General features: G+C 44.1%; 20 protein-coding genes and 1 pseudogene. 5 read left to right on the forward strand and 16 right to left on the reverse strand.

Going from position 1 to position 23,457, the window contains the following annotated elements; genetic code table 11:
* Window positions 1-29 precede the first annotated feature (29 nt).
* Complete coding sequence (ndk, locus tag AAFP11_RS21615) at window positions 30-479, reverse strand: nucleoside-diphosphate kinase (RefSeq protein ID WP_340550205.1); 450 nt, start codon at window positions 477-479, stop codon at window positions 30-32.
* Between the two features lie 301 nt (window positions 480-780).
* Here ndk and AAFP11_RS21620 point away from each other — a divergent pair, with 301 nt between their 5' ends.
* Window positions 781-1,536: a hypothetical protein gene (locus tag AAFP11_RS21620; protein WP_341738926.1), complete on the forward strand. Its 756-nt coding sequence runs from the start codon at window positions 781-783 to the stop codon at window positions 1,534-1,536.
* Window positions 1,537-1,670: 134 nt separating this feature from the next.
* Here AAFP11_RS21620 and proB read toward each other — a convergent pair whose 3' ends face one another.
* From proB to ruvX, 5 genes are all read right to left on the reverse strand, one after another.
* The gene (proB, locus tag AAFP11_RS21625; RefSeq protein WP_341738927.1) at window positions 1,671-2,780 is read right to left on the reverse strand and encodes a glutamate 5-kinase; all 1,110 of its coding nucleotides are present in this window, start codon (window positions 2,778-2,780) and stop codon (window positions 1,671-1,673) included.
* A 39-nt stretch (window positions 2,781-2,819) separates the two neighbouring features.
* On the reverse strand, window positions 2,820-3,341 hold the full coding sequence (locus AAFP11_RS21630) for a YqeG family HAD IIIA-type phosphatase (RefSeq protein ID WP_341738928.1): 522 nt from the start codon (window positions 3,339-3,341) through the stop codon (window positions 2,820-2,822).
* Between the two features lie 202 nt (window positions 3,342-3,543).
* Window positions 3,544-4,668 carry an endolytic transglycosylase MltG gene (gene mltG, locus AAFP11_RS21635; RefSeq protein ID WP_341738929.1) on the reverse strand — a complete coding sequence of 375 codons (1,125 nt, stop codon included), beginning with the start codon at window positions 4,666-4,668 and terminating at the stop codon, window positions 3,544-3,546.
* Between the two features lie 25 nt (window positions 4,669-4,693).
* Window positions 4,694-5,272: a DUF3727 domain-containing protein gene (locus AAFP11_RS21640; protein WP_340520401.1), complete on the reverse strand. Its 579-nt coding sequence runs from the start codon at window positions 5,270-5,272 to the stop codon at window positions 4,694-4,696.
* A 192-nt stretch (window positions 5,273-5,464) separates the two neighbouring features.
* Window positions 5,465-5,908, reverse strand: a complete 444-nt coding sequence (gene ruvX / locus AAFP11_RS21645) for a Holliday junction resolvase RuvX (RefSeq protein ID WP_341738930.1) — start codon at window positions 5,906-5,908, stop codon at window positions 5,465-5,467.
* Window positions 5,909-6,608: 700 nt separating this feature from the next.
* Here ruvX and AAFP11_RS21650 point away from each other — a divergent pair.
* Window positions 6,609-6,740: pseudogene (locus AAFP11_RS21650) on the forward strand (transposase); the annotation flags it as partial.
* Window positions 6,741-6,850: 110 nt separating this feature from the next.
* Here AAFP11_RS21650 and AAFP11_RS21655 read toward each other — a convergent pair.
* Together AAFP11_RS21655 and AAFP11_RS21660 are read right to left on the reverse strand one after the other, a co-directional pair.
* Window positions 6,851-8,578, reverse strand: coding sequence for a phosphate ABC transporter substrate-binding protein (locus AAFP11_RS21655; protein WP_341738931.1), 1,728 nt, complete (start codon window positions 8,576-8,578; stop codon window positions 6,851-6,853).
* A gap of 18 nt (window positions 8,579-8,596) precedes the next feature.
* Complete coding sequence (locus tag AAFP11_RS21660; RefSeq protein WP_341738942.1) at window positions 8,597-9,475, reverse strand: phosphate ABC transporter substrate-binding protein; 879 nt, start codon at window positions 9,473-9,475, stop codon at window positions 8,597-8,599.
* Here AAFP11_RS21660 and AAFP11_RS21665 point away from each other — a divergent pair.
* A complete protein-coding gene (locus AAFP11_RS21665; protein WP_341738943.1) occupies window positions 9,417-9,623 on the forward strand; it encodes a hypothetical protein in 207 nt (68 codons plus the stop codon). The two genes, AAFP11_RS21660 and AAFP11_RS21665, sit on opposite strands and share 59 nt — an antisense overlap.
* A gap of 187 nt (window positions 9,624-9,810) precedes the next feature.
* On the opposite strand, the gene AAFP11_RS21670 is transcribed toward AAFP11_RS21665, so the two are convergent.
* From AAFP11_RS21670 to AAFP11_RS21700, 7 genes are all read right to left on the reverse strand, one after another.
* A complete protein-coding gene (locus AAFP11_RS21670; protein WP_341738932.1) occupies window positions 9,811-13,134 on the reverse strand; it encodes a tubulin-like doman-containing protein in 3,324 nt (1,107 codons plus the stop codon).
* Between the two features lie 434 nt (window positions 13,135-13,568).
* On the reverse strand, window positions 13,569-14,879 hold the full coding sequence (locus AAFP11_RS21675) for a GNAT family N-acetyltransferase (protein WP_341738933.1): 1,311 nt from the start codon (window positions 14,877-14,879) through the stop codon (window positions 13,569-13,571).
* A gap of 184 nt (window positions 14,880-15,063) precedes the next feature.
* Complete coding sequence (locus tag AAFP11_RS21680; RefSeq protein WP_341738934.1) at window positions 15,064-16,245, reverse strand: F420-0:Gamma-glutamyl ligase; 1,182 nt, start codon at window positions 16,243-16,245, stop codon at window positions 15,064-15,066.
* A gap of 146 nt (window positions 16,246-16,391) precedes the next feature.
* A complete protein-coding gene (locus tag AAFP11_RS21685) occupies window positions 16,392-16,910 on the reverse strand; it encodes a GNAT family N-acetyltransferase (RefSeq protein ID WP_341738935.1) in 519 nt (172 codons plus the stop codon).
* Window positions 16,894-17,193, reverse strand: coding sequence for a DUF1778 domain-containing protein (locus AAFP11_RS21690; protein ID WP_096829969.1), 300 nt, complete (start codon window positions 17,191-17,193; stop codon window positions 16,894-16,896). The genes AAFP11_RS21685 and AAFP11_RS21690 overlap by 17 nt, the downstream gene beginning before the upstream one ends.
* Window positions 17,194-17,357: 164 nt before the next feature.
* Window positions 17,358-18,236: a flagellar assembly protein H gene (locus AAFP11_RS21695; RefSeq protein ID WP_341738936.1), complete on the reverse strand. Its 879-nt coding sequence runs from the start codon at window positions 18,234-18,236 to the stop codon at window positions 17,358-17,360.
* A 298-nt stretch (window positions 18,237-18,534) separates the two neighbouring features.
* Window positions 18,535-19,278, reverse strand: coding sequence for an SIMPL domain-containing protein (locus AAFP11_RS21700; RefSeq protein WP_341738937.1), 744 nt, complete (start codon window positions 19,276-19,278; stop codon window positions 18,535-18,537).
* Window positions 19,279-19,441: 163 nt separating this feature from the next.
* On the opposite strand from AAFP11_RS21700, the gene AAFP11_RS21705 reads away from it, so the two are divergent.
* Together AAFP11_RS21705 and pcrA are read left to right on the forward strand one after the other, a co-directional pair.
* On the forward strand, window positions 19,442-19,825 hold the full coding sequence (locus tag AAFP11_RS21705) for a YkvA family protein (RefSeq protein WP_341738938.1): 384 nt from the start codon (window positions 19,442-19,444) through the stop codon (window positions 19,823-19,825).
* Between the two features lie 255 nt (window positions 19,826-20,080).
* Window positions 20,081-22,450, forward strand: coding sequence for a DNA helicase PcrA (pcrA, locus tag AAFP11_RS21710; RefSeq protein WP_341738939.1), 2,370 nt, complete (start codon window positions 20,081-20,083; stop codon window positions 22,448-22,450).
* A 314-nt stretch (window positions 22,451-22,764) separates the two neighbouring features.
* Here pcrA and AAFP11_RS21715 read toward each other — a convergent pair whose 3' ends face one another.
* Window positions 22,765-23,328: a hypothetical protein gene (locus tag AAFP11_RS21715; RefSeq protein WP_341738940.1), complete on the reverse strand. Its 564-nt coding sequence runs from the start codon at window positions 23,326-23,328 to the stop codon at window positions 22,765-22,767.
* Window positions 23,329-23,457: the final 129 nt, after the last annotated feature.

The following is a 23,457-nucleotide window of genomic DNA, read 5'->3' on the forward strand; positions in this document are numbered from 1 at the left end:
CCGATTCATCAATCGGGAGAATCTCAAAACTACTCCACAATCCAAGGAGTTAAACAAGGTTTCCAAGCACTCAATTCTTCATCCTTGAACCAGAGACTAATTTCCTGATTGGCAGTTTCCACAGCATCCGAACCGTGAATAATATTGCGGCCGACATTCACAGCCAAATCACCACGAATTGTCCCCGGTTCCGAATTCAGAGGATTGGTTGCGCCAATGATTTTTCTCGCCGAAGCCACAACACCGTCGCCTTCCCACACCATCGCCACCATGGGGCCTGAAGTGATGAAGTTTACCAATCCTTCAAAAAACGGTCTTTCTTTGTGGACACCGTAATGCTGTTCGGCCAATTCGCGAGTCGCCACGATCAGCTTCATGCCAACTAGCGTAAAGCCTTTGGCCTCAAAACGACCGATAATTTCGCCAACGAGTCCGCGCTGTACGCCATCGGGCTTAATCGCTAAAAAAGTGCGTTCCAAGCTGAGCTCCTAGAATTTTCTTAACTGATCCAAAAAATAGATTAACCTAGAACGTACCCAAAGGCAATTGAGGAAATGGCAAATTGTCCTTTGCTACCATTGCAACGCCACTAGGCGAGGGTTCCCTCAAAGGCCCCCATGGATGGGTTCTGCACCCTATGATGCAAATCACAATTTTCCCTGATGTACAATACCAATATCTATGATGACAAACACTGCTATCTATGCTTTTAACATAGATAATAGAACTAGGCATTAACCGTATATTGAAAACAGCGATCGCAAAGCAAAGGCTATAAAGATGAAAGAGATTGTAGCATTCATTGAACACAAAAAGCAAGAATTTGTGAAATTGCCGTTGTTTGAATTTCTAACCAATAAAAGTATCCACCCTAATCAAAGGCTAATTTTTGCACCTGTACTCGATCCTTTGGCAGTGGGATTGAGCGATTTAAACAAGTACGTCCTCCGAGATTATGCAAGTAATAACAAAGTTCAGGAACTGATCAATAAATATACTTACAAAGAAAATTACTACTGGCACGGCTATCTGGAATACCTGGAGGAACTGGGATTTAACCAATCCATGAGTTACGGCGACTTTAGACTGCTTTGGGGTGAAGAAACGAAAAAAACCCGATCGCTCTGTGCCGCCCTGGAACGCTACGCTTTTGAAGCATCTCCTCTGCAAAAAATTGTGTTAGTAGAAGTTCTCGAAGCAACGGCGACAGTTTTTTTTGAGGCTGCCCTGGAAGTGGTGATGGAATTACAGAAAATTACAAAAAAAGAATATGTCTATTTTGGAGGCGCTTATGTGCGTTTGGAGAATCATCACATTTTAAATACACCCGAAATGTTGCAATTACTTAAAGAAATTCAAATGACTGAGTGGGAAAAACAACAAGCTTTAGAATTAGCTGAAAAAGTATTTGAATTGTTTACAGACGCGATGAACGAATTATTTAGACACACCAAAACCAATTCTTGCAATACGGTGCTGCAAGTGGCTTCCTTTGTGGGGTTAGATTCCTCGATCGACTGTTTGGATTTTTTGTGATAAATAGAAGGAAGAAGTCACCCCCCATTAGTATCAACAATAGCTTGAAAGCATGGTGTGTGCTTACCGCTCCCAAGAAGGAAGAAAGAAAAGGAGGCAGATTTTTTCCGTTAAGAGTATCTTCCTAAAATCGCTTAAACAATGACTAAATTATCTCTGTGAACCACAGTTTCTACTCCTGGATAACCTAAAATTTCGGCAATTTTATCTGACTTACAGCCCTGAATTTGTCTCAATTCTAAACTGTGATAATTCACCAGTCCCCTGGCAATTTCTTTGCCTTCCGTGTCGCATAACCGGACGGCATCTTCTGCTTGAAACTCTCCTTCTATTTGCGAAATTCCGGCGGCTAGCAGCGATTTTCCACCTTGAGTAATTGCGTTGACAGCACCCGGATCTAAGTAGAGTTTCCCCACAGGAATTAGCACGTTGGCTATCCAATGTTTCCTCGCGTTTACAGGGCGCGGTTGAGGCTCGAATTGGGTACCGATGGACTCTCCGTTGAGGATTTTTTCAATGTTCGCGGGAAAGCACCCGTTGGTGATGACGGTGCGGACTCCTGATGCTGTGGCGATTCTGGCTGCTTCAATTTTTGTCACCATTCCGCCTGTGCCCCAACCGCTGCGGGAATCTCCGGTTTGTACCTGAAATTCTGTGAGCTGTGCCATACTTTGGACTAGGGCTATGGGTTGGGCGTCGGGATTGCTGCGGGGATCGGCGGAATAAAGTCGATCGACATCTGTGAGCACGAATAACCAATCTGCTTCGACTAAGCTGGCTACTAATGCTGAAAGCGTATCGTTATCGCCAAATTTGAGTTCGTCTACAGCTACAGTATCGTTTTCGTTGACAATCGGAATCACCCCTAATCGCAACAGTTGCCCAAAGGTATTGGAAGCATTAACATAACTACTACGCTGCACTAAATCGTGGCGTGTTAGTAAAACTTGGGCGATCGGCTGTTGTAGAGTAGTAAACAAGTCATCGTACACCCGCATCAGCCGCCCTTGTCCTACGGCCGCTACAGCTTGTTTGAGAGCGATATTTCGTGGCCTTTCTGTCAAACCCAAGCGCGCGCAGCCAACTCCAACTGCACCGGAAGAAACCAAAACTACTTGATGACCTTGGTGTCGCAAATTTGTCAAAACTTCGACTAATGTAGCAATGGTTGAAAGGGCTAAGTTTCCTGTAGTCGATCGAGTGAGTGTCGAAGTTCCTATTTTAACAACAATGGTTTTAGTCATTTGTTATTGGTTAGTTGTTATTGGTTATTGGTTGAATGACTAATCTTTAGTTTTCAGAGATGCGCCCAAAGCTTGAGAAACCCAAACTTCAAAAGAGCGCACCGGATATTTCCGCACCGCATCCCCAGCATCCACCATTGGTTCTACTAAAATAGTGAACATACCCAAACGATTACCGGCTAAAACATCGGTAAAAAGTCGATCGCCCACCATCGCCACCTGTTCCACTGGCAAATCCATTGCATCCAGTGCTCTGCGTAATTTGCGCCGCGAGGGTTTAGCAGCACCCGTGATGTAGGGTAGATTCAAAGAATTAGCTATTCGACCAATCCGATTCTGACTTAAATTATTGCTGGCCAACCATAGGGATACGACGGGCTTAATCTCTTTTACCCACAAACTGAGTTCGGGAGAAGCATTTGATGCTGTGATAGGGACGAGAGTTTCATCCACATCTAACACTAATCCTTTTATGTGATATTTCTGAAGAATATCAGCCGTTAAATTCACGACAGCAGTGCCAAGAACTAAATCGGGCTGTAGTAGTTTACCCCAAGACATAATTATTTTAGATGTTAGATTTTAGATTTTACATTGGGAATTGGGGATTGGGCATTGAGAATGTATTACTTGTTATTTATTGCTTCTTTTTTGTTGGTGATAATTACCAATTACCAATTACCAATTACCCATTACCCATTACCAATTACCCATTATCAATTACCCATTACCCATTACCAATTAACAATTGTCTCATATTCTGCTATTGCCCCGATCGCACTTTTTGGTCAATTTGAGCCACAGCAGCATCGTGTTCCGCCTGAGTGCGGCTGAAAATGTGAGTGCCGTCATACCGCGCCATAAAATACAGATATTCGGTATTTTCAGGAGCTAGAGTCGCTTCCAGACTCGCGATTCCCGGAGCTGCGATCGGAGTTGGTGGTAGTCCTGCGTTTATATAAGTATTGTAAGGAGAAGGCGTTTCTACCTGCTTAAAAGTCAGAGGCTTCTCCTTAGTTTGCCTGATGCCGAGAGCATATTCAACTGTCGGGTCAGAACCCAAGGGCATACCCTTTTTCAGACGGTTGTTGAATACCCCAGAAATGCGCTGGCGCTCACTGGCAACCACAGCTTCTTTTTCCACAATACTTGCCAAAGTGACCCACTCTTTCAAATCCAGCTTAGTATTTTTCTGATTTTTTTGATAGACCGGCAGAGCCACCTGCTCGAAACGGCTGAGCATTTGCTTAATCACAGCTTCTGGGGTGACAGCATCCCCATCTAACTGATAAGTATCCGGGTACAAAAAACCTTCCAAATGAGGCAAACCGCTCGGTAGCCAAGGGTATTGAGCGTAGGGAACTTGACTCACCACCGCCATAAAACTCTTAGCTGGGAAAAAACCTTGTGCTTCAAAATAAGCGCTCATTTGTGTGAGCGACCAACCTTCGGGAATCGTGAAACTTTGCTGTACAACTTCACCTTTCCAAATTTTGTCCGCCACAGCGCTCAGCGGCTGAGTTGGTGACAGTTGGTAAGTCCCTGCTTTAAAACCTCCCTCCCGGTTTTGCAGAGTCAACCAGCGGGCCCACATATTCCATGCGGAGGCCGATCTAATTAACCCCGCAGCTTCCAAATCTCGTCCGATTTGTTGGCTAGAAGTACCTTCGGGAATTTGGATAGAAACAGCATTTTTGACTGCTGGGGTCGTTGACTCAGCAGCTAGTTTAGCAGGGGCACAAGCCCAGCTCCACCAAGCCCAGCCCTGCCAAGCGCACACACCCCAAACCGCCGGGAGTAACGCTAGATAAAACAACCATTTAGAAACTTGCGGAGTACCTTTTCGGCCCTCGCGCGCGCTGCTTTTTGTCAGTTGTTCTCGATCCATAGTCCCTTCTGCCTTCAATTAAGATCTAATCAAGCTCGTCAAAGAACTGGTCTTCTAGCATAGGTAACATAGGTTCCAGTCTTTCAAACTCTTCTTCCGAGAGCAATTCTGGCTGACCGTCATCATTCATTCTAGCTAAGATAAAGAACGGGTCGAGAGGCGTATAAATAGCATATTCCTGCTCTTCGTGATAGAAGCTGGTCAACCACATCAACTCCTCAAAATCTGACTCCTGCTCTGGATCGGCATCTGGCTCCGCATCCTCGTCGGGAAAATCTGGCAATTCGCCAATTACCGTCAGAGTCACAGCCGTGCGCCGGAGTGTTAAGTTCTGCTCTTGCAGGACAACTCTAGCGGTATCAAAAATTTTGTCAATTTCGGTCTCGTCTTCTACGGGAACTGCTGCTTCGTCCGTTGTTTCGTCTCCGTTCCAAGTAAAAATTTCTACTGGTGAGTCAATGGGAAGCAGTAAGGCGTATTCTTGACCTTCTAAGTCCATAGAATATTCTATGTTGCAAGTCAGCGATCGCCCAACTTCGTCAGTCAGGGTGACGGAAACTGCGTCGGATTTGCTATTCTGTTTGCGGTATGGGGATGAGGACATCGCGTGTATCTTATTTTCCTTCTTCAGTACCGAGTTTACTGGGAAATTTTCGGCCGTGTGTCAACGGTTACAGGTGTGCGTAGCAAACTTGCACAACTAGGATATCACGGCTTTGTTAAGCTGCTGCGAAATTGCTAATGGGGGAGAGGGGGGAGTGGGAGATGGGGGGAGTGGGAGATGGGGGAGCAATTCTCAAATCGATTTTTTCCTTCGGTCATCTAGCCACCGCTGTAATATTAGGGCTGCGGCTTTGCGATCGATCAAACCTTTGTTTTGTGATGGCGAAATCCCTTGTGCTTGGATCAGTTCCTCTGCGTGGACTGAAGTTAGGCGCTCGTCTACGTATTCTAGGGGCAGTTCTAGGGCTGTGGCGATGCGAGTGGCATATTTTTGTACTTGTCGGGCTTGAGCACCGACATCTCCGTTCAGGGAGTAAGGTAAGCCTGATACCAACATTTGCACATTCCGCTCTCGGACGAGTTCTCTGAGGTAGGCTAGGTCTCGATCGAAGGACGATCGCACTAGAGTTGTAATACCGGTAGCAATTAAACCAGTGCCGTCACATCCGGCGATGCCGACTCGTTTGAGTCCAATATCTAGTCCTAGTGCTGAAATCCACAATTTTTGGTCTGACATTTTGTAGAAGAAGGAAGAAGGAAGAAGGAAGAAGGCCCTTCGACTCCGCTCAGGAACCGCTTCAGGAAGAAGAAGAAGGAAAATCCATTGACACTCTCAGGTATGCGAGGTAAATAGTTCTTGTAGGGACACGGCAGTGCCCATTGGTGTCAACTTAACGTCAAACCCAGTCAGAGACTGCTGTTTGACTATTAAGCCTAGATCCCCCCTAGCCCCCCTTAAGAAGGGGGGGACAAGAGTGTTCTCAAAGTCCCCCTTCTTAAGGGGGATTTAGGGGGATCTAGACTCAGCTAAAAACGAGATTTATCAAGGCTTTCAGTCTTAAGTTGACACCAATGGGCAGTGCCGTGTCCCTACGAGGATATTGATAGTATAGCAACCGCCAAGGCGGTTAGGACATAGAATGTGGGTTCGAGGCTCACGCTTGATCGCTGGGAAACAGAGACGGACTCCCTTGAGTGCGAGGGTTGTTACCCAGAGTCCACGCTCGCGCGCTCCCAGACGGGCGATCGAGTTGGCTGCATTAATATCGCGAGGTTGAGGGGCTCACGAGAGCAAGAGTCCGCTATGTGGGAATTGGCATCACTTGTCGCTACCCGCGCAGCAAGATCATCCTCAATTGAACAGACAAGACATCAAAAAGTTGCTAATTTTGTAGTTGAGATTTCTGTGTTGCGAACGCGAACCATGCCCAAACCCTCCCCCCTATTCCCCAGGCCTTAACAAAATTGAACAGTGCTGGTCTTGGTTAAAAAGTCGCATCCGCAAACAGCTCGATCGGTTTAATTGTTTCCTCCATGCGATCGAGGATGTCTTGCGTCTTGCGTCCTAACCGCCTTGGCGGTTGCTATAGCTTAAGTCCTCTGAAGAGGACTGTTAAACTTATTTCTTTCAAAGAGGGCTGAGAGTGGTGAGTTACGAGATGATTTCTTGTTGTAATTTTCAAAAAATTGAAATAAGTCCTGCTTTTTCTACAATTTCTTGTCCTTTGGGTGATAGCACAAACTCAATAAACTGTTTTGCTTCAGGGCTGGTTTTGGTTGGAATTGCTAAGTAAAGATCCCGACTAATGGGATAAATCTTTTTCTTAATTGTATCCCTATTAAGAGGGTTAATCCCTTCAATAGGAACAACTCTAATATTTTTCTGTCCCTGAGCTTGGAATACTGAAGTATAGTATATCCCATCATCCTCAATCACTCTCAATACTGCTGTTGTTTCGTCACGTTCCCATGTTTTAAAGTTCTCAGTGTCGGGGGCAAACCTATCACCTAAAAGGATATGCTCTTTAAAAAAGTCTCTAGTTCCGCTTTCTACACCACGATTGTATACCTTGATTGGTTTGTCTTGTCCCCCCAGTTGAGACCAGTTAGTTATTTGCCCTTGATAGATTTGACGCAGTTGATTTGTAGTTATTCCTCCCTTAAAAGGATTATTGATTCCAACAACAACGGCTATGGCATCACGCCCAACTGGAATAAGTTTGATTCCTGCTTTTGCTTCATCTGGTTTTAAAGGTCGTGAACTGGCAGCCATTGTTACAGTGCCTTTAATCAGATTTTTTAGTCCTCCAGATGAGCCAGTCGGTCGAACTTTTTCTCCTTCACTAGGCTTGCCATTTCTATCAAAGCCATAGGTAATTTTAATCTTGGGATTTACCTGCCTGTATCCCTCCCGCAAAAATTTCATCATCTTAACCATTGTTACACTGCCATCAATTGAAAGAGTATTCGTGCTGGATAGGGAAGTGTTAATGTTACCAGTGGCAATCATGGCAGGAGTTGCTTTCGGAGAATTAGTTGAGTTAGCTAATACAAATTTAGAATTGTCAGTTGCCCATTTGAAACAATTAAATAAGACAAAAATAGCAAACAAGGTAGCAAGAAAAATAGCTATGGGATTGCTGTTCTTTGATGGAACTCTCTGACCATTTTCATTAAGCTTCTTATCAATTTCTTCAACAGCAGAACTAGCTATTGTTATAGTAATAAAACTAGCACCAGACAGGAATAATATACTGAATATAAAGTTTACTGGTAGGGCTACCCAGTATTGCCAAAAAGGATCAAACATCCTCTTACCAAAAATCCAAACTCTAAGTGTGTAGAACCAGAAGTCTATAAAGTTTGTAATTGATGCTTGATCTTCTCGAATCCAATTAAAATAGATGCTATCTACTAAGTTATTATAGCTAAAAATACTACTAACAGAAGAAAATACCAATACGATAGGCACACTAAAAAACAACACGGCAGGAGATCCAATTAAGTAATATGTATTAGCCATTACCATGCCTAAGCAGCAAAAAACTATACCGTAAATAGCATAGGGTAGCAATGCTGGTACTAAGACATATAAAAGAATTGGTATACCAATTATCATTCCAATAAGTTTTTTTCCCTCACGATCCTCAAGGACAGCTAAACCAAAAAAAATACAGATGCCCAAAAATATTTTAATCGGGATATCTAGGATAAGTAATCCCGTGATATCATACCGAAACAAATCCCATGTACCTTGTGGAAAATCTTTAATTTTAAAAAATAATAATTCTAAGTTAGTCCCCAGCCAACCTGCAACAAATTTTTCTAACCATTGGGCAGCAAAAACCGCTACAACAGCAAGAGATAGCCATAAAAAGCTCTTCAGTATTCTTTGAAAGAACAACATTTTGCCTACTATTTATATTTACTTCAAACGAATAAACTCAGCTTGTTCAACAATACGTTGACCTTCAGGAGAAAGGGCGAACTCGACAAACTGCTTGACAGCGGGGCTAGACTGTTTTGGAACAGCGAGATAGACATCTCTTATCATCGGATAAGTACGATCTAAGATCGCTTTTTTATTTTCAGGATTAATGCCATCAATGGGGACAATTCTAATCATGTTTTGGTGTTCTGCTTGAGAGACAGTTGTATAGTAAATACCATCGTTTCCCAAAACCCTTAATACTGCCGTTGTTTCATCGCGTTCCCATGTCTTAAAGTTTTCACCATCTGGAGCAAATTTTGCCGCAAGCAAAACATCATCTTGGAAAAATCCTCGCGTTCCACTGTCTGGACTGCGGTTATAAACCTTGATTGGTAAGTTCGCGCCTCCAACCTCTGACCAGTTAGTAATCTTACCCGTGTAAATATCGCGCAGTTGAGCTTTTGTTAAACTTCCCTGAAATGGGTTATCTTTGCCAATCACAATAGTGATCGCATCACGAGCAATAGGAATTATTTTGACCTCCGCTTTTGCTTCTTCAGGTTTCAGTGGACGAGAGGTAGCTACCATCAATACCTTCCCGTCAATTAAATTTTTTAACCCTGAAGCCGAACCAGTAGGACGCACATCCTCACCATCCTTCGGTTCACCATTAACGTCAAAACCATAGGTTGTCGGAATATTTGGATTGACCTGTGCATAACCATTCCGCAACAACTTGATCATCTTGACCATAGTCACGCTACCATCCATCGTCAGTACCTGTGGGTTGGGCTGAGACGTATCAATAGAGTCAATGGTAACTATGTTAGGTATAGGAGTGGGTGCGGGTGTAGGCGAGGGTGTAGGAATTATCGGTGTGGGTGAAGGTGTAAGGTTTGTCGATGTGGGTGCGGGTGTAGGCGAGGGTGTAGGAATTGTCGGTGTGGGTGAAGGTGTAAGGTTTGTCGATGTGGGTGCGGGTGTAGGCGTTGGATTAATTTTCTCTTTAAAAGCAAAATAGACCCCCGTAGCGATCGCACCACAGATAGCAACCGCTGTAACCGTTGCGGCAAGAGGGTTCCCTCCACGATAAGTGCAACCAGCATTAGGACAAGAGCTACTAGAAGACGCACTGCCACTTAGGATTGGGCAGCTCGGATTTGCGATCGGACATTTCATAAAAACTTATACTTTTGATCACACTTAATTTATTTTATACCCAATTCATTACGCACGTCCTTCTTAATTTCCCAAACTTCGTCATCAGTCAGACTTAGTTCTTCTTGTAGATTTTCTAACTCAGACAAGTCTTCATCGCTGAGATTTGCATCTTTTGCTTTACTTAGACATGATTTATAAACTCCTGCGTATTCTTCTTTGTGGTTTTGCTTTGCAGAATCTGGGGCAAATTCAGCAATTATCTGTTTGGCATCCTCTTGAGAAATGTTAAGTCTCGTTCGACGAAGCTCTATGACTCGCAAGTCTTCTTTGGATGGGTTAGGAGTGCGGTAGGTTTTCTCGACCAGACTTCTAAACTTGCTTAGATTGTTTGTGAGGCTGTCATTATCCACCTTATTAGCACTAGGGTTATCCTTACTGGTGGCTGTGTCATCTGGAATATAGAGTCCATATTCTTTGACATAATTGGCGATCGCCTCATTAGCCTTTTTATATTCAGAATTTTCTTTGCCATTTTCAAACTTAGTAGCAAACTTACCTAGCCAGTCCTGCAATTTCTGATAGATTTCACGTTTTTCTGCTACAGTACGCGCTTTTTGTCCAGTTTCCCGAAGTATATCATCAAGAATTTGGCGTTTCGAGCTATGTTGATTGTTAAGCAAAAAGTCTTCCGCCTCTTGCCAACTAGCACCCAAAGACTGAACTTCTTCCATACCAGTAGCCTTACTCTTGTAGGTAAAGCGGATTTCACGCGCTCCGTCTTGATTAATCTCGATCAGTAAACCAAAGGCACGCCCCAAGATCAAGTTTTGTTTTACCTCAGTCTCTTGTTGCGTATCTGGCATCAGATCGAGAAAACGTCGGCTGTCAGAGTGCGTGTGCAATGGATTGGTGTCCTCACGAGGCAAGGTACGATAACATTGACGCATCTCAGACATACCCTCAATCATTCTCAAAGGAAAAGCGCCTCTCTCTTGAGCAAAGTAAATATAATGAGGCACATTTAGAGACTTGATATCGCGATCATTTAAAGAAGTTGCCTTACGAATAATAGCTAAAACCTTTGTGACTGATGGATCGGTTGGCGTTGTGCCACCTTCTATTCCTAACAAACTTTGACGTTTAGCAGGAGTATCTGTATAGCCAGTAACCGTTGTAAAACGCAAGAAAGATTCACTACGCCTTACACATTCTTGGGCAAGAGTTTCTTGCTCTTGAGTTGAATATTGCTCAATAAACTGTTGGGCAGCCGATATCCGAATCCGTCGGCTATCTTCAAACACATCAAAAGCAGCACTTAAAAGTTGGCTGTATAACTCCTCTTCTCTTGTTTTATCAAAACTATAAAAATCAAAAAGTCGTTTGCTTTGCTCCTGAAGAAGCCCCCTAGAGATAGATTCAACCTTATTAGCCTCTTTATCTACTATTACCGTCGTGTAAATTTGATCGACAACTTCTTCTTTAAAAAGAACAATTCCATTGATCGTTAGATTTTTGGTTTCTTGGATATATGTTTTTTCTCGATCCGTCAGCTTTTTTTGCACCCTGCTTAAGACTTCTTCGTATTTTCCAATGTTTAAGAGAAGAGCGTTAATTTCTTTAATCAATTCATCTAGCACTTGGAAAGCTAAAGCACGAGTTTTTACTTCTATTCTACCAGTGTAAAATTTTTGAATCGCCTTCAGACAATTTTCAAAACTTGTTTCTACAACATTCCGAGCAACTAACTTTTTCCAAAAATCATTTCCGTCTTTGATCAGCTTTTGAATTAAATGATCTAGTTCATTTTCCTTGTCTTCAGTGATTTCAGAAAGAAATTCACTACGATCGCGATTGAAAACAGTTCTATATTCTTTATCTAATATGTTACGAAGCTCTTCCAAAAAATTACGGGTATAGCTTGCGCCGCGAAAACGATCTTCCACCATGTCATAAATAATGGCACGTAGATCCAAGGGTTTTTCCCGTTTTAGATTTTCTGTGTTATTCCACATTTTTCTAAAGTAATCACTCCAGTTAGCTGGCTTAGGATCGCTATCCTGAAAGTGAGGCTTGAATTCTTGCTCCTTACGAATTCTTACAAAACCCCCCAAAGCATTTAGCTCAAGATTTTGTTCTTTGCGAATAATCCGCAGTGATTCTACCTGTGACTCCACTTCCTTAGTATAAGTTTGTCCACTGACAGCATTACAAATAGTATTTAAAATTTGATGATCGCCATCATCTTCGGACAAAAATAGCGATCGCAGAGTTTGCTTCACTACATCCCTCATATTTACAGAGGTTGGATTGGGATTTGCCCACCAAGAAGCAACACGCCCCGCCAACCGAGAAGCACAAGCATCCAGAACACGATTAAGTGGAAATTGAATTGCCGAAAGACCAAAGGTCATAAAGCTTTGAGGATAGCCAAGGGCATCTAACCCACCTAATAATTGTGCAATGTTATCTCGAATCGTTTTCTTATGTTGACTAAGCCCAGAACTAAAGTCCAAAAATATATTTTGAGCAACCATATCCATCACCCCTCCTAAATCAGGAATCTGATAGTTAGGATTTGTGTTGCCTACCAGATAGCAAAACCGGAAAGGTTGATTTCTTCCAGCATGATCGCTTATTACCTCTGTAGCTGTATACTGAGCTTCAAAACGAGTATTACTGCTAGAATAATAGTTAAGTTCCATCAAAGCAGCATAGGAATTAGCAATTTGTCTTTTTGCTACCCCACGGGCTGTACCAGGTAGAACCAGATAAGCTGAGGTTTGTGGTTGATTAGCAGCAGGAATCCAGTCACGCAAGCAATAAGCAAGGTCTAAGTACATTCCCGATCCTGTTCCACCCAAAAGCGAGCAAACCACAAATACATTGACTCCTTGATCGACTCTTACCCCTGTTCGAGTCATTACTTCTCGTCCTTCAATGACTCGCTGCATTACACTTAAAAATTGTTCTTTAATCGCAGAATAGTTATGGGTAAAAGCAAATCTACCTAGCGCTCTTACCTGACCTGCTCCATCAAGGATAGACTCAGTAGCTTTGAGTTCTCTAGGGAACCATTCCGCAATATGCGGATAGTCATCTAACCTACCTAAAATATTTGCCGTATCACTTTTATCAACTTTGGCGTGAATCTGTTCGACAGGACGAAGGGATATATCTTGTTTGAGTACCTCTACTGATTGAGCCTTGAGATCGTTTTGGTCTGTGTCAATGTGTAAAAAAGCAACTATCGGCAATTGATCCAGAGCGCCGTATGACTCCGCAATCATTGCACGTACTTTCAGTAAAACTGTTTTGCCTGTGCCACCCACGCCAACAATTACGGTAGGAGTCATACCTTGATGTTCTGCCATACTTTATTAACCTATAATTCTTAGTGCGATTCGTTTAGCGTAGCACGACCTGAAAAGATTGACTCTAACAGTTACAGCGAAAGCCCTACACTACTATAAACTGACTATAACAATACGATCACGAATTTCTCCAAATTGAACTAGGGCTTTGCTGTAACCAGTAGTCCGAGTTATATCTGCGGAATGTGGGTTCAAGGCTAAGGAGCCTCCAAGCTTGACTCATCAAGGTTTCAGAGGCGTTGTCACCCCGAGAATAAATTCTGGACACAAATCGCCTTTGTTAAAGGGCGAGCCAAGCAGCGGGTGTAGAGCTTGACCCCCAGCCCTGTCAAGGTGAGTGAAGAGGTTGTTTAGCCTCACGTAATAGGCGAGCTGTAGAGACAGTGCATTGACGAGGATTATGAATTCGTTCTATAAACCTGGAATACGCTGTATCAGCTACCGTCGATCGGCAAATCGGACAATTTCAGAGGCAAAATACTGGCATCATCTGTTGCTGTTGATTCGGAAATTTGACTGTTCAAGGGGTTAACTTGATTGGCTTGGTTGTTTCCTGTGTCAGCCAACAGGGGTTTAACCTCGGACGATGGAGGTGTGGCTGCGGCTTCTGGGGCGATCGGACCTAGCCACGACATTCTACCGGGCACGGGTTTGCGAGTTGGCTGGAAACCTTGCAGCATTTCTGATAGCTGGAGTCCTTCGAGTGAGACTAATTTGGACTCGCGCAATTTGTGCCATACCGATCGCGACATCAACAAACTGTGTTCCACACGCACGGCTCCAAATTGCTCTAAATAAGCTTCTCGTTCGGGCTGATAATCAGCGGAAGCTAGATTGAGACTTTGAACCGGGAAATCTTGGACTAGGCGGGCCATCTGGGACAGCAGTTCTGGGTACAGCCAGGTGTAGGCTGGGTGTACGGTCAATTGGGCGACGTGAGGCTCGTTACCGCAGCGGGATAACTGTACCTGAAAATAGCCGATCGCGGCTTTGCGCTGTGGTTCAAACACGTAAGCACTGACTACTTCTGTTTTGCCTAACCACTGTCTGACACCTTCGATTAAAGCACCTAAAAAACTGGTTTTGAAATCTTGAATATGCCGATCGAATACTTGACGCACATGGGGTGGCATAGACGCGGTATCTAGTTGATATAGCAATTGAGCGTCGGCGTTGCTCACAGGTAGCAAGTTGGGCAAATCTGGGGTAGCACAGGCCATTTCTTGAAGACGTTCTGGGGCGATCGTCCAATAGGTCATCTGGGCTAAAGGTTGAAACCCATTTTGCCGATACAAAGCCAGGGCTGATTTGTCGCCCACATTCACCTCTAGCAGCCATGTTCTAGCCTCCCACACTGCCTCGAAGCAGTGCCGCAGTAGCATGGAACCAATTCCTTTGCTACGGGCTTCTGAGTCTACGCCGATGCGATCGATCCGCCAAGTGCTGCGGGTGCGGTTGAAGGGAGAAATCTGAATTACGCCCTTAACAATGCCCTCTTCTTCAGCAACATGAGCCCGAAACAGCGACTGAAAAGGGTTGGGAAACAGGCTCAAAATCTTTAGGAGTCCGTACCAACGGCGAAGTTGCTGCAACTTGCGGTTCAATACCAAGTCCGGGCTTGCGCCCTTGGGGTTTTCTGCCTCGTCGGTTGTTTCGGCGCAAAGTTGTTCCATCGCCTCTATGTCGCGATACTGAAAGGGGCGAATCGCAACCTGGTTTTGGTTTGGGGAAGGGAGTGAAGTCATAGCAGGAAAGTGGGGAATAGAAAATTAAAAATTAAAAATTAAAAAGTTCCAAAGGGGAAGAATTAAGGAAATTTTGAGTTTTGAATTCATTGCTGATCACTCAAAAGTTTTCTGTTTTCTCCCCTTCTTCCTTGGATTAAAAATTAAAAATCACTTTTTTAATTTTTAATTTTTAATTTTTAACTCAAGAGTGCTTCGGCATGGGTCGAATTACAACCACCGGTGTGCGCTCATCTGCATTGCCTGCGGGGTTGCTACGCAAGGCTTGCTCTAAAAATGTTACTGATAAATCGGAGGTCGCTGCTAATATCTTAACTGCTTTCAAGTCATTAGCGTCTACGATCGCCGCGGCAAGTCCGGTTTCTCGTTGAATTTCTTCTACAACTTGCTGGGGATTGTCCGGTCCAAGCACGATAAATTGGTCAAAGGGAGGCAATGTCCCGGTAACGTCGTCAATCAGTCTAGCTTGTTCCCCTGCTAGTTGGTAGAAAACTCCCGGTTTACCGAATACTTTAGCTACAGCGCCGATCGCAAATGCTGCAACTACGCGCCAAGGCCCAACTACATCAACTAAAGTCTGCATCCCGCAAGCTGTAGCTAAACTGGACATGGGTAAGAAAAACAAGCACACTCGCTTAGCCGCCCATCCGGGTTTAACTTCGCTGGGATGGCGATAACGTCCCTGCATCAAAGCTAAGGGAGTTTCTGCTAGGGCGACAATATCGCCTTTTTGGGCGCGGGGAAGCACGTAACGTTTGACAATTTCGACGGGATTGTCTATTTCTGTCAGAATGTGGGTGCGAATTGGTAAAACTTCGGCAACTCCGACATTGCGGGCGTTTGGTACTGTCTCGGAGTTGGGAAATTGCAGTGGTACTACGACGTGGCGGACTTTCGGGATGCGCCCGCCTGGGCCGTAGGTGGTGAAATGTACTTGCACCCAAGCTGACTGCAATTTGGTTAAATCTTGCCCGTGAATGTCTATGGAGACTTTGATTTTCGTGGTTGCTTGGGCTTTGACGATGTAGCCGAACCAGTAATCATCGGCTCTAGCTGATGCGTCTTTGTGGCAAGGAATCACCTTGGTTTTGGAAGTCACATCATCTAAACTAGCATCTGAGATCAGTTTCACCTTTGCACGCACTTCTGGCAACATGATCTCAAACCGCTTTGTCAGGTTGCGGAACTCCATTTCCCCTACTAAAAGGTAGTGGTTGGCTTCGTTTATGGCTAAGTGCCATTCTCCGGCTGTGAGTTCTAGTTTATTTCCACGGGGAAGCAGGCGATAGTTCAACTCCAGGCCTAGCCCGCCTAATGCTAGCAGCGAACCTGCTGCTGCGATTCCTGTTGCTAAAGTCTCAATCACTCAAGTCACCGCCAATTATAATTTCTGTTTACTTTAGTCGATATCGGGTACTTCGATCGCCGATCTGGTAGTAATTTGAGCTTGTGAGGGTGTCGGTGGTGTTGGGGTTGGGGATGGGATGTGCGATCGGTTTTTAACAAAATCAACTAAATGTTAGAATTTTGACAAAGTTCTTCAACCGATTTCATTGGTAGATAAAGCTTCATCGGGTTTTGTTTGAACTTTTGAAAACCATATTTTTGATAGAAATTGGCTGCTGGCTCATCCAGAGCTTCTGCAATGACAGCGAGAGATGCAACTTGTGCAGTTGCTAAGAGTGCTTTGGTCAAAGCATCTATCAGAATCAACTCGCCGAGATGTTGACCTTGATAAGTACGATCGACTGCCAAACGACCGAGTAATGTAGCAGGTAGAAGGGGATAGCGAGGCAGCTTTTTTGCAAAAGATTCATTCAAATCTGCGAGTTCAATGGTGTATGCAGAAAGCGTATAATAGGCAATCACATCAGTGTTGGGAGAGTCCACTAAAACGAATACGATTGCGACTTTCTTTTTGAGATCCTGAGAAGCTTGTTTGCGGATGTAGTTGTCCAAACTATCTTGTCCACAACAAAAAAGCTCTCTGTGATGTCTGCTGCTATCTAAGGGTTCAATTATGAGTACCATCGCCCATCACTTGTTTGTAGCGCAAGGCTGCTGCTTTGAGAGCTTGATTCGGCTGGGTTGGATTCAGGAGGGCATTCACGAAAGCCTCACTGTCGTCAAGGTCAAGTTTCAGTCTTTGGTGCTGTTCAATAACTTTGGAAGCGACTGCTTGAACGCTGGCGATGACGAAATCTGTTAGGGTACGTCCTTCTAAGTCAGCGGCTTTTTGCCAAAGGGCTTTAATCTCTGGACTGACACGAGCCTCTAATAGGGCTGATGGTTCCGATTTAGTAGTTTTAGTCATACAAAATACGGTTTATCTAGTCTCTCCATTATATACGGCACTTGGTTGTATGTCACGCTAAAAGCTAGGGATCGATCGCGCATAGATTTTTCGGATGACTTTCACGCGATCGCGGAAAATTCGGGTAGAGTTGATGACTACCCGAACAAGTCATATCCCGGTTTTTATCCCAACCTTACTCTCAATTCATCCGCCGATAACTGAGGCAATTGTTCTACAAACAATGTCAATTCATCCACAGGTAATGCTAGTAAATTGGTAAGGGCTGTCGGCAGAAGATCGCCCAACTCACTTTGGCGCATTTTCAAGACATTTTCGGCTAATAATCTGACCGCTTGTTGTCTTCCTGCTTCATCGACTGTCAGCATCGATATTGCCAGCAACAGCACCGTAAAATCCGCTGCGGAAAAGTTTGATATTGGAGATAAAAAAGCCGTCATTTTTGAGTTAATTTCTCCAAATCTTACTTGCAGAAAATTTTCTAAAATCAAGCGCTGTTGTGCTTGTCTGCCTTGTTCTAGCCCTTGTTCTAACCCTTGTTCTAACCCTTGTTCTAACCCTTGTTCTCTAGCTTGTTGCTGTGCAGCTTGTATTTGTTCTCGAAAAAGTGGTGCAATGGCCATAATTAACTCCCGCTCTTCTGGCTCTGATTCTTCTTGAGTTTCGGCTACCAAATGTGATTGTAGGCGATACAATAATTCTAGCGCGATAATCCGTAACGGATCATCCGTTGCTAAACTGCTCAATTCGGCGATCGCCCTTTGCTGCACTCCCCCTTTGCCTAAAATCCTCAACCACATGGTTTCTGGAGTTTCTGGCAATTGGTGAATCACCACAATTGCGGATTTCAAATGCGTAGGCAAAAAATAGACACCCTTCACCCAATTCTCAGGGTTGGGTATCGCGCCAAAACCCTCCAGCAATGGTTTCGATGCTGTCGGTGTCAAAATCCACAGTCTGGGCAACTGAGCGTCATCATAGTGAGTATTTTCTCTTCTGGCTTGCCGCTCCAATTCACCTCGCAAATCCCATAGCTTACCCATGCAGCTAATAACTTCGCCGACACTTACTGGATATTGATTTTGATATTTAGTGATTTAATTTTATCACATTATTCTGATGTTTAAGCTATTTTATATTACAAAAATTAGACAGAAATAAAAAAATAAAATACCCAGAAACCCGACTCTTTTAAGAAGTCGGGTTTCTAACATATAGAAGTTCTCAAAAAAGTCAGGTATGCCCTATGCCCTATGCCCTATGCCCTATGCCCGATAGTACCTCATCTTTCTGAGAAAGGCTATATCTAGCATTTTACGTTCAATTAGAATGCAGCCCCAATCAATAACTAATTTGCAAAGTCACAGATGCTTCAATTTGCTGTTCCCCTCCCACCACCGGCGTTGTAGCATCAGCAACAGCAGCGCGAGCACCAGCAAATTGCCGATACACAGGAGGCGGCGCAGAAGCACCATTGACTTGAATACTCAGAATTTCTCCCCGCTTGAGATTCAGGGCGCTCAAGACCGCATCAGCTTGCGATTGAGCGTCTTGGGTTGCTGTTTTGAGGGCTTGTTTTCGAGCAGATTCGATCGCACTTTCGGCCGCCACAAAACTCACACCATCAATGCGTGTAGCCCCGGCATTCACCGCATCGTCGAGCAAAGTCCCGGCAGATTGAGTATTAATCCGAAAAGTGACAGTATTCGTCGCCGTATAGCCTGTGATCTGCGGTGACGGCTTAGTTTCGTAGTTATAAATGGGATTGAGGGTGATGCCGGCAGTTTCGAGTTTTTCGACTTGGCGCGATCGCAGTAACTCTACCACAGCAGACGATCGCCTCGCCGCTTCCTGCTGCACCTCGGCGGCGGTTTTCCCCTGCACCTCAACACCCAAACGCACTTGAGTCTGAGTAGTCGGAATTGCTGCTATCCCGCGCCCAGTAACTGTCAGCGTTCTGAGCCGCTGTTCTTGAGCCTGGGCCGGGCCTAATCCGGTGAAACTAACGAGAGTTAAGGTTAAACATAAAGCTGTTAGCAGACTGCGGAAATTAAGGCGATCGCGCGATCGGACAATTGGATTCATAAACTTGATTCTCTTGAGATACAATAGATGGTATAATCTTATGTTGGAATGGAAATTTTAAAATATCCGCACGGTTACATTTTTAGCAACTTAAATTAATAGGGAATTGGGCATAGGGCATAGGGCATAGGGAATTGATAATTTATCTAAGAATAGTTAATAGATGCAATCTTTAAAACAACTTGCTAGGAAACTTAAAAAAGAAACTTACGCTATTTATTTAGCCAGTATTGACCCCAGAGTGCCTTGGTATGCGAGAATATTAGCAGGTGTTACCGTTGCCTATGCGTTTAGCCCGATCGACTTAATTCCCGATTTCATACCAATTCTCGGCTACTTGGACGATTTAATCATTGTACCTTTGGGGATTTGGCTAGTAATCAAAATGATTCCGCCAGAAGTATTAGCCGAGTGTCGAGAACAAGCCGCCGCACAAATAAACCGAGAGAAACCGATAAATCTGGCTGCTGCTGTTGTGATTGTCGCCATCTGGATTGGATTCGGAATATTAGCTGCAATTGGCCTCAAACAAATATTTAAACGTTAGAATACCGGGCGGTTGAAACCGCGGCTATACAGACAAAACCCGCCTCCGCGGGTTAAAAAATAGGCGGTGAAAATTATGTTTTAGGCTATTCTCTTAAGTCTGCGGAGGCGGACATCGTTTGTGTAGACGCGGTTTAAACCGCCGTCTGATCTGATATTATATTGTAGGGCGAGCGCACATTACGTTAACAAAACTCGCGGTATTCCATACCAAGTATTATTTATTCATTAAAAAAATCAAACTAACATTCTAGCTATGACTCAAACTACCGACTTTCTCAGCACACTCAACCCATCTCAACGCCAAGCAGTCATACATTATAACGGCCCAATGTTAGTAGTAGCCGGGGCAGGTTCCGGCAAAACACGAGCTCTAACTTACCGAGTTGCTAATTTAATTCGCACCAATCGAGTCAATCCTGAAAATATTCTGGCGGTGACATTTACCAATAAAGCAGCCAGAGAGATGAAAGAAAGAATTGAGAAACTGCTAGCCACTCAACAAGCTGAAGCCGAATATGGCAAACCTTTGGAAGAGTTAGCACCGGATGTGCAAACTAGATTGCGATCGCAAATTTATCGTAACATTACCAAACACATTTGGATGGGAACTTTCCACTCTCTTTGTGGTCGGATTCTCCGCTATGATATTGAAAAATATCAAGACGAAAAAGGCAGACAGTGGAAACGCAATTTTTCAATTTTTGACGAATCAGATGCTCAAAGTCTGGTCAAACAAATTGTCACCAAAACTCTCAACCTCGATGACAAGAAATTTGACCCTCGCAAAGTACGATACGCGATTAGCAATGCTAAAAATAAAGGTTGGTCGCCCCAAGAATACTTGTTAGCAGAACCTGATTATAGAGGCCGCGTAATTGCTGATGTTTACACTCGTTACCAAGATGCTTTAGCCGCCAACAATGCTTTAGATTTTGACGATTTAATCCTAGTTCCTGTGCAACTTTTACGCCAAAATGAGCAAGTATTAAATTATTGGCATCAAAAGTTTTGTCATATTTTAGTGGACGAATACCAAGATACTAACCGGACTCAATCTGATTTAATTCGGCTTTTGGTGACAAATAATGCCGACCCGAAAAACTTCGATAAATGGCAAAATCGCTCTATTTTTATAGTCGGTGATGTCGATCAATCAATCTACAGTTTTCGCATGGCAGATTATACCATATTGCTGGAATTTCAAGAAGATTTTGGGGATGGTTTGTCTGACGAAAAAACCAAGACTATGGTAAAATTAGAAGAGAATTATCGATCGCGCTCGAATATCCTGGAAGTCGCCAACCACTTGATTCAAAACAATACCGAACGCATCGACAAAGTTCTGCGTGCCACTCGCGAACCAGGAGCACCGATTACGATTTGGCGCGCTGACAATGAAATAGATGAAGCAGAATTTGTGGCTGGTCAAATTCACACCTTAAAGCGTCAAAATTCGGAATTTGAACAGGGGAGCAATTTTGCGATTCTCTACCGCACTAACGCTCAATCTCGCTCCTTTGAAGAAGCATTAATGCGTTTAGATATTCCCTATAATATTGTCGGCGGTTTGAAGTTTTACGATCGCAAAGAAATCAAGGACATCCTAGCATACCTGCGAACCCTTGCCAACCCCGACGACAGCGTGAGCCTCAAACGCATCATTAATACTCCCCGGCGCGGTATTGGCGATACTACATTTGGGAAAATCGAAGATGCTGCAACTCAATTGGGCATTCCGCTGTGGGAAATCCTCAAGAATGAGTCTGATGTGAATACCATCGCAGGGCGATCGGCAAAAGCTATGATTAAGTTTGCCACAATGATTTCCCATTGGCAATCGCAAGTTGAAACCTTGCCTGCTTCGCAAATTGTCCAAGGAATTATCGAAGATTCTGGTTATATTGAAGACCTCAAAAATCAAGGAACCGAAGAAGCCGAAAATCGCATCGAAAACGTCCAAGAATTGTACAATGCGGTGCTGCAATTTGAAGAACAAAACGAAGAAGCCACCCTCACAGCATTTTTGTCAAAAGTATCCTTAGCTTCAGATTTAGACGACTTACAAGAAGAAGATTCCCGCGTGTCGCTGATGACGCTACACTCTGCCAAAGGGTTAGAATTTCCCGTAGTATTTCTAGTCGGAATGGAACAAGGTTTATTTCCCAATTTCCGCAGTTTAGATGACCCCAGAGCCATAGAAGAAGAACGGCGTTTGTGTTATGTTGGGATCACTCGCGCTCGCGAACTACTCTTTTTAACTCACACTCGCGAACGCCGCCTGTGGGGAGGTTTCCGCGAACATTGTACTCCTTCGCTATTTTTAGGGGAATTGCCACGAGAATTTATCGCTGGAAGTGCGGGGAAAACTAAGGCTGGAAAAACTGCTGCTTCCCCTGGTAAAACCAATAGTTCAGCATCGAATTCCCGGCGTTCTCAACAGAGTAAAAATTTACAATTGGTAGATTGGAAAGCGGGGGATCGAGTTGTTCATCCTGCTTTTGGGCTGGGAGAAATTACTCATGTTTTGGGGGATGGAGAGAAGGTTAATTTGGCTATTAAGTTTTCGGGTTTGGGTCGAAAAATTATCGATCCCAGGAGTGCTAAGTTGCAGCGGTTGGATTAGTTTTTGAGGATTTTTTTTAACCACAGAGGGCGCAGAGGGCGCAGAGGAAGAGCAGAGAGTTGAATAATTCTGGTGGAGATTTTCTCAGGGTGACAAAATTAAGCGGTTGGATTAGTTTTTGAGGATTTTTTTTAACCACAGAGGGCGCAGAGGGCGCAGAGGAAGAGCAGAGAGTTGAATAATTCTGGTGGAGATTTTCTCAGGGTGACAAAATTAAGCGGTTGGATTAGTTTTTGAGGATTTTTTTTAACCACAGAGAGCGCAGAGGGCGCAGAGGAAGAGCAGAGAGATGAATAATTCTGATTGAGATTTTCTCAGGGTGATAAAACTAATTGCCATTCTCCGGCTTTGGTATTCCAAGCGGGGGAGGCTGTTTCTCCGGCGACGTAGGGCCCCCAGTAGCGGCGAGAGCCATCTTGAGCGAAGACAACCAGAATGTCTCCCTGTTTGATTTTGAGTTTTCTTTCGGGAAGCGAGAGCATCAGTCCTTTGCCGCCACCTTCTCCTGGTGCAAAGTCCCAGTGAGCGGGTTTGTTGTAGGATTTTTCGGCTTCTCCTTTGGCCAACAGGGCCACTCGCACGGGGTGTTCGCTGCGGTTACTGACGCGCAAAGTGCCTATGGCTTCGACGTTTGGAGGTATTGATGAGGCATTGCTGATTTCTTCTGGTGGGTTGGGGGTTGATGTGGGCTTGGGTTTGGGTGGATTTACTATTTCTGGGGTGGCGGTGGTGCTTGGGGGGAGTACGGTGGCTGTCGGTGGTAAATTTTTTGGTAGGGTGGAGCTGTTGGCGATGGTGATTTCACAACGTCTTAGGAAGAGTGCTGTCATCAGGACGATCGACAATCCAGTTACTATCTGGTAAATTTTAATTTTCATACATTTTATGATTTAAAAATAGGTGGCACATAGTAATTACTGTTTTTTATGCAGAATACCCGAATAAATAGATTTATTGATGTTCTCGCTCAGCAATTCGGACGCTGGGTGAGTAATCCTTGGCGACGG

It is taken from the genome of Microcoleus sp. CAWBG640, assembly GCF_020883015.1.
In the GTDB taxonomy this organism is placed as follows: Bacteria; Cyanobacteriota; Cyanobacteriia; order Cyanobacteriales; family Microcoleaceae; genus Microcoleus; species Microcoleus anatoxicus.

Bases quoted from the DNA above. Each gene is read 5' to 3' on its own strand.
- AAFP11_RS21620 (WP_341738926.1), top strand. From the start codon at position 781: ATGAAAGAGATTGTAGCATTCATTGAACACAAAAAGCAAGAATTTGTG.
- proB (WP_341738927.1), bottom strand. From the start codon at position 2,780: ATGACTAAAACCATTGTTGTTAAAATAGGAACTTCGACACTCACTCGA.
- AAFP11_RS21630 (WP_341738928.1), bottom strand. From the start codon at position 3,341: ATGTCTTGGGGTAAACTACTACAGCCCGATTTAGTTCTTGGCACTGCT.
- mltG (WP_341738929.1), bottom strand. From the start codon at position 4,668: ATGGATCGAGAACAACTGACAAAAAGCAGCGCGCGCGAGGGCCGAAAA.
- AAFP11_RS21640 (WP_340520401.1), bottom strand. From the start codon at position 5,272: ATGTCCTCATCCCCATACCGCAAACAGAATAGCAAATCCGACGCAGTT.
- ruvX (WP_341738930.1), bottom strand. From the start codon at position 5,908: ATGTCAGACCAAAAATTGTGGATTTCAGCACTAGGACTAGATATTGGA.
- AAFP11_RS21655 (WP_341738931.1), bottom strand. From the start codon at position 8,578: ATGTTGTTCTTTCAAAGAATACTGAAGAGCTTTTTATGGCTATCTCTT.
- AAFP11_RS21665 (WP_341738943.1), top strand. From the start codon at position 9,417: ATGGTAACTATGTTAGGTATAGGAGTGGGTGCGGGTGTAGGCGAGGGT.
- AAFP11_RS21670 (WP_341738932.1), bottom strand. From the start codon at position 13,134: ATGGCAGAACATCAAGGTATGACTCCTACCGTAATTGTTGGCGTGGGT.
- AAFP11_RS21675 (WP_341738933.1), bottom strand. From the start codon at position 14,879: ATGACTTCACTCCCTTCCCCAAACCAAAACCAGGTTGCGATTCGCCCC.
- AAFP11_RS21685 (WP_341738935.1), bottom strand. From the start codon at position 16,910: ATGGTACTCATAATTGAACCCTTAGATAGCAGCAGACATCACAGAGAG.
- AAFP11_RS21690 (WP_096829969.1), bottom strand. From the start codon at position 17,193: ATGACTAAAACTACTAAATCGGAACCATCAGCCCTATTAGAGGCTCGT.
- AAFP11_RS21695 (WP_341738936.1), bottom strand. From the start codon at position 18,236: ATGGGTAAGCTATGGGATTTGCGAGGTGAATTGGAGCGGCAAGCCAGA.
- AAFP11_RS21700 (WP_341738937.1), bottom strand. From the start codon at position 19,278: ATGAATCCAATTGTCCGATCGCGCGATCGCCTTAATTTCCGCAGTCTG.
- AAFP11_RS21705 (WP_341738938.1), top strand. From the start codon at position 19,442: ATGCAATCTTTAAAACAACTTGCTAGGAAACTTAAAAAAGAAACTTAC.
- pcrA (WP_341738939.1), top strand. From the start codon at position 20,081: ATGACTCAAACTACCGACTTTCTCAGCACACTCAACCCATCTCAACGC.
- AAFP11_RS21715 (WP_341738940.1), bottom strand. From the start codon at position 23,328: ATGAAAATTAAAATTTACCAGATAGTAACTGGATTGTCGATCGTCCTG.